The sequence below is a fragment of the Sulfolobus sp. B1 genome (assembly GCF_007050195.1).
Lineage (GTDB): Archaea > Thermoproteota > Thermoprotei_A > Sulfolobales > Sulfolobaceae > Saccharolobus.
Genome location: NZ_QIMI01000053.1, coordinates 1 through 11,144 on the forward strand (window position 1 = coordinate 1; position 11,144 = coordinate 11,144).

Here is an 11,144-nt window from a genome sequence, read left to right on the forward strand (position 1 = left end):
TGAGGGGAACCCCTCTAAAGGGGGAGTTAGTTTTACCACCTTATATTTATCATCCACTACATCAAATTCGAACTATCTTAATCCTTATTATGCTTATTATCACGATAATCCTTATATGCTAAAGAGATAATATTAAATTGATTAATATGATAATAGTTGAAACCCAAGAAGGAAAAAGGCATGAAATACCGGTAATAGATTATCACGTCCACGTTTGGAGAGCTGATGAAGATAATTGGCTAAGACCAGAATTAGGTAAAGGATGGATAAATTGTTTTTATGACTACCATAAGAGTCTTAGCCCAGAAGATTATATCATGGATTTTAACACGTTCAAGTACTATGGGCATAATAGAATGATAGAAGATGTAATGATTAAGGGTTATGTAGATGTTGCCATAACTCAGCCCCAGTATTTACTTTACTTTTATAGAAGACCTTTTGGCAATACTGAGGAGTTTGGAAAGTTAGCATTAGAAAATCCCTACAAGTTTGTTATAGGTACTAGATGGGATCCTAGAGATGGTGAAGAGGGTAAAAGGCAACTAGAAGAAGACGTTAGAAAGTATAGGGTTAAACCATGGCAAATGAAGCACGTAAAGTTATACACCGCTGAATGGAAGGAGATTAATGGCAGTTTATCCAGAGGCTGGAGATTAGACTCTAAAGAGGCTTTCGAGTTCATAGAGTTCAGCAAATCATTGGGAATAGAGATATTAGTCCCACACAAGGGTCCAACGGTTTGGCCTTTAGATAAGGACGCATTTGACGTTAAAGACGTTGACTCTGCAGCATCATCTTTTCCAGAGATGAAATTTGTTGTAACTCATGTAGGCTTACCTAGATTAGACGACTTCTGCTGGATAGGGGTTCAGGATAAGAACGTTTACGCTGGTTTAGCTGTTGCGACAGCTTTCATAAGGAAAAGGCCTAGATATTTTGCCCAAATCATGGCTGAACTGCTCTTCTGGCTAGGACCGGATAGAATACTTTATGGTTCAGATTATGCAATATGGAATCCAAAGTGGATAATAGAGGACTTCATAAAGTTCGAACTACCTAAAGATATTGAGAGAGAATATGGTGTTGAATTGACGTTAGACGTGAAGAAGAAGATATTATATGAGAACTCTGCTAAGTTATGGGGAATTCCGATAGAAGAAGTGGTAAAAAGAGAAGATGAGATTTCTAAAAGAAGGAACGTGTTACAAGTTAAATTATAAGTGATTGAACATGAATATAGAGGATATAATCAAGGAGGTAATAGATCCAGAAACTAACAATTCCATTATTGATTTGAAGTTCTTGAAGGGTTATAATATCGATAAAAATGGTAAGTTGACAATTACTATTTCTCCTCCAACCTTCTTCTGGCCGCCAATATTTCTTTATATGATAATGGAAGATATTAAGAGAAAATTACCTAATGTAATAATAAACGTTATTGACCATCACGATGCTAAGAGATTAAGTGAATGTATCAATAGAGGGTTAACATTTAAAGAATGTTATCAAGATGAGGCAATAGGAAATCATTATGAAGAGGTTAGGAATAAGTTTATGGTAGAGAAAAGAGGTAAAGAAGATAGATTAACTAAACTTTCGTTAAGTATAAACGGGGAGTTCTGCAAACTAATAGCTGAGGCGAAAGAGAAATGAAGGCTGTAAGGATTCACGAGTATAATAAACCATTAAGTGTAGATGAAGTCCCAGAGCCTAAAATTACCTCGCCTTATGACATAATTGTTAAGATAAGAGGGGCTGGGGTTTGTAGAACTGATTTGCATATCCAAGAAGGAGTATGGAAGGATATCTTTAATCCAAAACTACCTTTTGCAATAGGACATGAGAACGTAGGAATAGTTGAAGAAGTTAGTGATAATGTTGATTGGCTACAGAGAGGGGATCAAGTAATATTACACCCATTTATAACTTGTAGGAGATGTAAGGCTTGTAGAGCTGGAAATGACATGCATTGTGTTAATGGAAAGTTTCCAGGTTTAGATGGTACTGATGGAGGATATGCAGAATATCTGAAGACGTCAGCTTTTTCAGCTGTAAAGGTACCTAAGGGTGTTGATTTAGTTTCGATGGCTCCATTAGCTGATGCAGGATTAACTGCATATCATGCAGTAAAGAAAGTTTCTAAAGAACTTTATCCCGGCACGTTTTTAGCAATAATTGGCGTAGGAGGTTTAGGTCATATAGGTTTACAAGTAGCTAAAGCATTAACATCAGCTAAAATCATAGCAATTGATATTGATGAACGAAAATTAAAGTTCGCAAAGGAGTTAGGAGCAGATTATACGATATTAGCTAAGGACGCAATAGATGAGATTAAGAAGATAACTGATAATGTAGGCGTTGACGTGGTAATTGATTTCGTAGGTGAGCATAACACTCCTAGAGATTCGCTTCAAATGATAAGGAAGGGAGGGTTGTATTCTATAGTAGGTTATGGTGGAGAGTTCAGAGATCTAACGGTGGATTTCATCAGCAGAGAGATAAGCGTAGTTGGAAATTTAGTAGGCACGTATAATGAGTTAGCTGAACTAGTTGAACTATATGTCCAGGGTAAGGTGAGGGTAAATGTTAAGACTTTCTCACTTACAGAAGCTAATCAAGCTTTAGAGGAATTGAAGAGAGGACAGATATTAGGAAGAGCTGTACTAATACCATAAGTCTTCCATTTTATTAAATGAGTGATACTAATTCTGATAGTGATAAAAAGAACGGCAGACCTCGCCCTTAGGGCAGAGAGGAGGTCAGATTTTTCTTAAACAATCTTAAAGTAAAAATTCATTTTATTGATTTTAAACGGTAGATATTTAATGGAGTCTGACAAAGGAAGGACAAGCCTCGCCCTTTAGGGCGGGGAGGAAGTCAGCACTTATGTGATAGAGTCTTCTTTACAAACGAAAGGAAAGACTCACCCTTCAAAGTGGGGTCTGCTTTAATAAAATTCTCCATCTTAATTCGTGGTTTAATAACGGCGCTAAATTCACATATGACTTTATAACTAACATCATTAAAATTTAAAAAATGGTTATTTATAGCAGTGACAGTAAACTCTCGTCTGGCGTTCCTTTAGGAGGAATAGGGGCTGGTAAGATAGAATTAGATAATAAAGTGAGGATGGTAAATGTTTCGATATTAAATAATTGGAATAATCCCATAAGACTGCTTAGGGGTTTTCACGTTTTTATAAAGCCTAGAGAGAAATCTCAAGGATTCCTCTTTCAGAAGAATAGCGGTTTATCAACAATTAGGGAATATCAAGGAGAAATTACTTACGAAGGAAGATATCCTTTTGTTAAGGTATTAGGTAAAATTGATAACATTTCAATCAAGCTAGAAGCTTTCTCACCTATAATCCCCCGAGATTTAAAGAATTCTACTTTACCCGTAGTAGGCATTACTATAACTATAATTGGAAGCAAAAATGGTATAATATCTATATCTATGCCTAACATAATTGGAACTACTAGTATAGGAAGGATTAACGAAAGAATTAGTGATAATGCAGTTATACATAAAAATCTTAAAGCAAATGAATACGATCCAGCTAAAGGTGATGCAACATTAATAGTAAATAAAGCTAAACATATCATCACCCAATATAACTTAAAGAAGAAACCAAGTGAAAGTTTGAATTATTGGTTAAATCAGTACGAAAACGAAGAGCCTTGGCAAAATTTGGACAAAGATAAAATACCAGTTGATGATATCCACGAAGTTCAAGGTCATAGAGATGAACCTGCCAGTATAATAATATCGGAATATGAGGAGAATGAAGAGGTAAGATTTGCTTACTCTTGGTATATAACAGGAAAATATGTATTTTACCCTTATGGACATTATTACCACAACTTCTTCAAGAACTCTTACGAAATTGCCAAGTACTTCATGGAGAACTATGAAGAGTTAAGGAGAAAAAGTGAAGAATGGCATAAAAATTTGCCAAACTATTTTCCAGATTGGCTTAAAGATGCAATAATAAATAGTGCGTACATACTTTCTACAAGCACTTGGCTTGACGAAAAGGGGAGGTTTGCAATCTATGAAGCACCAGAGAACTGCCCCTATCTAGGTACGATTGGGACTTGTTATGAATTTGGTTCATTACCAGTTTTATTAATGTTTCCGGAATTAGAAAAATCGTTTCTTAAAACCCTTTCAAGTCAGATTAGAGAAGACGGCTATGTTCCACATGACTTAGGATACAATTCCTTAGATTCTCCAATAGATGGCACAACTTCTCCACCAAGGTGGAAAGATATGAATCCAACATTTATTTTATTAGTATATAGATACTTCAAGTTTACTAATGATTTAGAGTTCTTAAGGGAGATATACCCTAGCTTAGTCAAAGCAATGGAGTGGGAGTTTGACGTATGTAAGGATGGATTACCCTACCTGGAGGGAGAAATGGACAACGCGTTTGACGCTACTATAATTAAAGGTCATGATAGTTACACTTCTTCTCTGTATATAGCCTCTCTAATCGCCATGGAGCAAATCGCTAAGTTGATGAAAGATAATAAGACGCTAAGTAATGTAGAGGAGAAGCTAAAAATAGCAAGAGAAGTGTATAGAAAGATGTTCAATGGAAAGTATTTCAAACCCTCAGATAATTTGGATGGCTGTTTCATAGCCCAGATTTTCGGAGAATGGTGGACTTCTTTACTGGGATTAGAAAAAATTATGGAAGAGGAAAAAATAGTTAGTGCGTTAAATTGTATCTTAAATTTAAACGGTAATGCATCAAAGTACTGTACTCCAAACTTAGTTAGTGATAAGGGCGAAATAATGAATTACAGCCAACAGACTTACTCCTCATGGCCCAGAATGGTCTTTGCCATTTCTTGGCTGGGGTATAAGTATGGTATTACAGACTTCTTGAAGTTAGCTGAGAAGGAGTGGAAAAATCTAGTCGAGAATGGATTAACTTGGGATCAGCCTTCTAAGATTAACGCTCGTAATGGTAAACCTGAGCCTATTGTAAACTATTTAGACCATTACATAGGTAGTCCTAGCGTCTGGAGCTTTCTCTTCTAAAATTAGAGCTCCAACCTCTTCCAACACCTTAAAGCGCCTAGATTTATCTCCCCTTTTTAACGAAAGCCTATTATAGATGAAGTTAATACTCTATCGATTCATTAGGAAGGCTTACAAAGTGAGGAAAAAGAGGAAGGCGCTCTATCTATACGTTAGTTCAATAGCTTCACCAAACTAACTAGCCTAAGGAATCACCTTTGAAAACCCTTCTCATAATTTTCCCAGAAGGAGTTTTAGGGATCTCATTCGTAAATCTGACCTCTCTAGGAACCTTATAAGGCGCTAGATTCTTCCTACAGTGATTAATGATATCCTTTGCTAATTCTTCTGATGGAATAAAACCTTGTCTTAACTTAACGAAAGCTACTACAGCCTCTCCTCTGTAAGCATCTGGTAAGCCGACTACTGCTACTTCATCAACTGCAGGATGCTTATAGATAACCTCTTCAACCTCTCTGGGCATTACCTTAAATCCAGAGGTATTAATTATATCTTTCTTTCTGTCCAAAATGTAAATCCATCCGTCAACTATTTTACCTAAATCCCCAGTTGGAAGCCACCCATCTTTAAATTCTCCTAACTTCCAATAACCTTTAACCACTTGAGGTCCTCTAACAAGTACCTCGCCATCTTGAGCTATTTCAATTTCAGTTTCGTAAACTGGTACTCCGGAACTAACAATATCCGTTTCTGGATCAATCGGTAACTTTCCTTCATAGGGATAAGGCCATAAGGTAGCTGGAGAAGTAGTTTCTGTTAATCCCCAAGCCATGTAAATGTAAGTTCCAACTTTAACTTTCCATTCCTCTTCTAAAGCTTTAGGCATAGCCATTCCTCCAGACGACCATACTCTCATACTAGATAGATCTTGTTTATCGTACACGTTTAACATTGCCCTATAGGTAGTAGCGACAGCCATAGTAATTGTAGTCTTCTCTTCTTCGACCGTTTGTAAAGATAAATTGGGATCAAAGCGGAAGAACGTTGATATTGATGAGCCAGAGTAAATTGAGGTAGTTATGTGAAATATTTGCCCGGTTATGTGAAAAAATGGGGCTATACCTAATACTTTATCATTTTCATTAAATTTAAACCACTTATTATATATCCATGTTGAAGCATAAATATTGGCATGAGTTATAGGCACTCCCTTGGGTTTTCCCGTAGTCCCGGAGGTGTAAACTAGTAAAGCTATATCTGATGGCTTTACATCTCTTCTTATCCCCTTCTTATTGCTTTTTAGATCTAACATTTCCTCACATTCATCATTTATCTTCCATTTCTCCTTATACTCACTGGGAATTTCTGCAAAAGTGTTAGGATTTGTAGTTATCGTCTCTATGTTAGCCTTAGTAGCCTCACATGAGGCTATCATTAACTTCGCTCCAGAGTCATTAACGAGAAATTCTAATTCTCTAGCAGAGTAAGCTGGATTAACTGGTAATACAATCCCCCCTAAACTCCAGACTGCGTACTCAACTATTATGAACTGAGGTATATTTTGTGTAGCTAATATTACCACGTCTCCCTTGTTTACTTTTTCTGATAATTGCTGGGAAACAGAGTTAATCATTCTTAATAAATCATCATAGTATATATTCCTCTTAAAGTATGATAAGACAACACGATCCTTATATTTGTGACTACTTTCCTCTAAAATTTTTGGTTGTATAATTGGAATGTACAATTCTTTTGCCTCTTCTCCCTTAATCATGAATTTTCCACCTCTTATAGGAAGCTAAAAATTTTTATGATGAAAGATGTCAGAGTTATACTTGTGGAAGACAATTTAAATACCATATACTTTACAAGTATATCTAGAAATTGATAAAGGCTATTCTATATAATACTAACCTTCTGCCCGCCCTAAAAGGCGAGGTTTGCCGTTCTTTTATCAAACTAAGTTAGATAATTTCCTAAAAATGCTTCTCATAGATAGGGATACATACATCTTACTTTTACCGAGCTCTTTTGCCACATCATCTAGTCTCATCTTCCTAGGAGAATTTAAATAACCTAGCTCTCTAGCTCTAGTAATAACTTTTCTTTCGTTATCAGTTAATAGCATCTCTCCTACATTCCTAGATATCGCTTTAAATAAGTTTTTCTCATTTAAATCTCTTTCAGTGAAGTTTATAATTTCAATTCTACTATCACTTTTTTGCAAACTGTTAACAAAGGTTTTAGGAGGTATGTTAAGTAAAACATCATAATACTCTAAGCCATCCTTAATAGTAGCGTTTATCAGTAATACTCCCTTAGAGTTAAGTCTACTTATTACTGCTTTATCAGCATCTTGAAGCATTGATATAATGAATACTGAGTATCTATTCGTAGTTAAAACGTTCCACAAGTCATAATTTATTATGCTACTATCCCTATCTAAAGCATACCTTAGCTTCGATTTACCCTCATCACTCCTACCCCTAATCATTGTAATTCTGTTCGCTTTAAGAATTCCAAAACTAGAATACTCTACGTTAATAAGGGAATCAGCATAAGTGAAATTTGTTAGCTCAGACCAACACCCGTTATGCTTTATTGTGAGACTTACATAAGAAGTATCTCTCATTGATTGAATTTATAATGTTTATACATTATAAAACTTATGTCTAATTAGTGTTGAGATTCTTGAGAGGAAAAAATATGCATTAATCATTCAAAGAAGTCATCCTAAGTATTAAATTAACAAAAGACAATAATACACTACAGTATTTAAAAAATTCCCTTAAATTTAAAACCAGTTAAGTAAGTCATATAACATCTCTAAGAATTTTCCCTCATTTATCTGATATACTAATTCGACATTAGGTTCTTTCTTCCATATAGATAAATAGTCAACCACAGTCATACCTCTAGTTAAACAATCGCAATTCTCTATATCAATATAGTGTTTCTCCGAACTCTTTACTACACTATCATGATCTATAGCTACAGCTGTAGTAATCAAATCTGGATGAGGATTTCCTCTCATCTTCTGTCTAGTCATGGCATAGTTTCGATAGTAGGTGTAAATATCAACATAAAAATTAGCCATCCTTGTATTAATACTCATTATCTTCTTCCAATTTTGTTCATCTATAGCATAATTAACTATCACATCCCAAGGAACCATAGTTATATTAAAGCCAGCATTAAATACTATCTTAGCTGCATCAGGGTCAACCCATATGTTATACTCAGATACTGGCGTGATATTTCCTCTTCCCCATGCTGTACCACCCATGACCCAGACTTTCTTAATCTTATTTACTATAGACTTATCTTTCAAGTAAGCTAATGCGAGATTAGTTAAAGGGGAAATGGCTAAAAACTCTAGCTCATCAGCATATCTATCTGCTATTTCAACTATTGCATCCATAGCCTTTTTCTTATCAGCAACCAACTTTTTCGGTAATGTTACCTTATCCCCTATTCCTCCTTTTCCATGAACCTCTTCAACAGTTCTAAAACTTTTTATTAACGGTCTATCACTACCTGGATACACTTTAATGTCTTCCCTTCCAATGAACTCTAAAGCCCATAATGCGTTGTTTATTTCTTGTTCATAAGATATATTTCCCTCAACAATTGTTACTCCCTCAACTTTTACGTTATTTCTTAGCAACATGTATAAACTCATAATATCATCTTCGGCCGTATCACAATCAATTATGAAAACTCTACTCATTGTCTCACCTTAATTTTTAGTATATCATGACCTCTTATCCTCAATAACAAATAGTAAATAAGGGCTGATATTAAGCTACCTAAAACTTGATATGGGAAATAGTTAGACACAGCTCCAAAGACGTCATAATAGTTTAAGGCTACTCCTATTGCCAATGCTATTATACCATTCCAACCAATTGATTTGGTTGCTTTATAGAATACAGTAATTGGTGCATTTCTTAATGAAAAATAATAGTCCACTATTAAGATAAACGTAAATGGAAATATCACATCACCTACTAGTAATAAGAAGTTCTCTACATAATTAAGTATTCCTAAAATTGCTAATATCGTAGAGATAACACCTAAACTTAAGGTAGATATGGGTTGAGAAATCTTATAGGACTTTATCCTCTTGAAGAAAACCTCAACAGCTACTAATAAGTCAGCTACAGCTGGGTACAAGTTCATTGCATTAGTGTGGATTATAGCTATTGACGCACCTATAGCTGCAAATATTACCCAAACTGGATCTCCCGGTCTATAGATGGCTGCTAGGTTCCAATTTCCGGTAGTAGCTTGAGATATGTATCCTAATATTCCCATCAATAGTACTGGTAACATTATTCCTAAACCTGGGGAAAGAAAATAGGCTACTGACCTCCCGTTATAGGGCTTTGCAAATCTGGTTACAGTAGTTATCTTATATGACCATGACAGTATGGAGAAGGATAGTATCAAATCCATATCTAGACCCCAATTTATGGGAGAAGAAGGCTGTAACAATTTATTTAAGTCTGGATGGAAGGCAGAGAATAGGTAATAAGTTAATATTGCATAACTTATCACGAGTAAGGGAGCAGTATATTTGTAGAAATAGTTTAACCATTTTGCTCCAAACATTACTAGAATTATTTGTAATATGCCAAGAATGATAGCCCATAATACGAAGGATAACCCACTTGTAGCAGATAATATCTGTGCACCTACAGCTAAGTTAAGTCCAAACCAACCCATGTTAACTATCGTATATAACATTGAGAGAGCGTTAGCAGGATAGTATCCAAACGTTCCTCTAGCTTGGACTAATGACACAATTGGTTTCTGTCTACCTATTTCAGAGAACAGTCCTGCTGGAATTATTCCTATGATAGTTGAGAGCAATATTATGACAATAAAATATGGTATACCAACACCATATACGAGTAAGCCTGCTAAGGGAGTTGCAGCAGATGCACTAGCCATTGCCCAGAAAATAAATAGTGAAGCATAGCTCATGTTTCTCATCTTGTTTGGGATTGGAAGAATTCCTATTGTCTCCATCTCTCTACCTACTTTTCCAATCTCTGGTATTCCCTCTGATGCAGCTTTGATTTTCTCTTCTAATTCTTTTTCATCTTCTGGCATCGAGATTAATATAGAGAAAGGACATATATTAAATATACTATTTACAAGGGAAAAGGGAAACCCGTTATCTATAGTGAGGAGGAAGTAAGTTAGAATAGAATCACGTCCATATTTAAACTAATAGAATAATTTTTCATGTAAAGTTTCGAAGAATATAAAAAATGTAGCTTTAAAAAAATTATGTAGCTTTAACTACTTCTTCCACATCTACTAACTTATATGTTCTAGTATCATAACCTATTATCAAACCTATTATGCCGGTAATAATGCCATATGCTGATAGCCCTAAAGTAGTAGTTACTGGATTTAGTGTGACTCCAGCGAATCCTATGATTATTCCGATTACAGCAGCAGCCTTCACAAAAGCGTATCCCCAACCAGCGGCTGTACCTCTTTCAGCTGTCCCAAAAAACGCATTTATCGATGTCATTCCTTGACTAGCAGGACCTATAACGTGGAAAAAGTAGAATAGGAATGAAAAGAACACGAAGAAGGGTAATGGTAAGTGTAGAATGTATGTTAGTGCTATTAATCCCACGGAAATACCTTCTCCGACAGCACCAATTACATACTGTGACTTCGTACCTATCCTAGGAGTCAGCCATGCAGTTAAATACCCTCCTATTACCCCTCCTAAATAAAGTATTGCTGAAGCTATCAGAGTAGCTAAAGGACCAACTAATTTTAAGGCTAATAAAATATATGGTATATAAAAACCAAATGTGTAAAAGATGAAGCTCTGCTCAAAGTTACCATTAAATGAATACACTAACTCCCGCCATTTATCGGCTTTAAATATACTAAATGCACTTTTAACCCCCTTAGCTACTGGTCTCAAGCTCACATCCACGTCTGGTATTGGTAAATCAACTCCATAAGTTTGTTTTATTATCCTTTTAGCAGTAGCTAACTTACCTTGATATGCTAACCATAATACTGACTCCGGTATTTTACTTCTCAGCCCTAATATAATAGCAGCTAAAACTCCCCCAATTATCATAATTACTCTCCATAATATAGGAGTAGTC

Annotated in this window: 9 protein-coding genes; 4 read left to right on the forward strand and 5 right to left on the reverse strand. The window is 35.5% G+C overall.

Going from position 1 to position 11,144, the window contains the following annotated elements; translation table 11 throughout:
* Positions 1–146 precede the first annotated feature (146 nt).
* The 4 genes from DMP16_RS05120 (at position 147) to DMP16_RS05135 (ending at position 5,058) form a co-directional block, all read left to right on the forward strand.
* Positions 147–1,223, forward strand: coding sequence for an amidohydrolase family protein (locus tag DMP16_RS05120; protein ID WP_069283078.1), 1,077 nt, complete (start codon positions 147–149; stop codon positions 1,221–1,223).
* Positions 1,224–1,233: 10 nt separating this feature from the next.
* Positions 1,234–1,659 (forward strand): iron-sulfur cluster assembly protein, encoded by a 426-nt coding sequence (locus DMP16_RS05125; protein ID WP_185957817.1) that lies wholly within the window; start codon positions 1,234–1,236, stop codon positions 1,657–1,659.
* On the forward strand, positions 1,656–2,681 hold the full coding sequence (locus tag DMP16_RS05130) for an NAD(P)-dependent alcohol dehydrogenase (RefSeq protein ID WP_069283075.1): 1,026 nt from the start codon (positions 1,656–1,658) through the stop codon (positions 2,679–2,681). Before DMP16_RS05125 ends, DMP16_RS05130 begins: the two co-directional genes overlap by 4 nt.
* 361 nt (positions 2,682–3,042) lie before the next feature.
* Complete coding sequence (locus tag DMP16_RS05135) at positions 3,043–5,058, forward strand: GH116 family glycosyl hydrolase (protein WP_069283073.1); 2,016 nt, start codon at positions 3,043–3,045, stop codon at positions 5,056–5,058.
* A 178-nt stretch (positions 5,059–5,236) separates the two neighbouring features.
* Here the strand turns inward: DMP16_RS05135 and DMP16_RS05140 are convergent, their stop codons facing one another.
* From DMP16_RS05140 to DMP16_RS05160, 5 genes are all read right to left on the reverse strand, one after another.
* Positions 5,237–6,772, reverse strand: a complete 1,536-nt coding sequence (locus DMP16_RS05140) for an AMP-binding protein (protein ID WP_069283072.1) — start codon at positions 6,770–6,772, stop codon at positions 5,237–5,239.
* A 180-nt stretch (positions 6,773–6,952) separates the two neighbouring features.
* Entirely contained in the window at positions 6,953–7,630 is a 678-nt protein-coding gene (locus DMP16_RS05145; protein ID WP_069283071.1) for a helix-turn-helix domain-containing protein, read from the reverse strand.
* A gap of 162 nt (positions 7,631–7,792) precedes the next feature.
* Positions 7,793–8,728 carry a nucleoside hydrolase gene (locus DMP16_RS05150; protein WP_143576945.1) on the reverse strand — a complete coding sequence of 312 codons (936 nt, stop codon included), beginning with the start codon at positions 8,726–8,728 and terminating at the stop codon, positions 7,793–7,795.
* Positions 8,725–10,116 carry a cytosine permease gene (locus DMP16_RS05155; RefSeq protein WP_069283069.1) on the reverse strand — a complete coding sequence of 464 codons (1,392 nt, stop codon included), beginning with the start codon at positions 10,114–10,116 and terminating at the stop codon, positions 8,725–8,727. Before DMP16_RS05155 ends, DMP16_RS05150 begins: the two co-directional genes overlap by 4 nt.
* Positions 10,117–10,294: 178 nt before the next feature.
* Positions 10,295–11,144 (reverse strand): MFS transporter (locus DMP16_RS05160; RefSeq protein WP_143576946.1); only part of this gene is annotated, 850 nt, incomplete at its 5' end.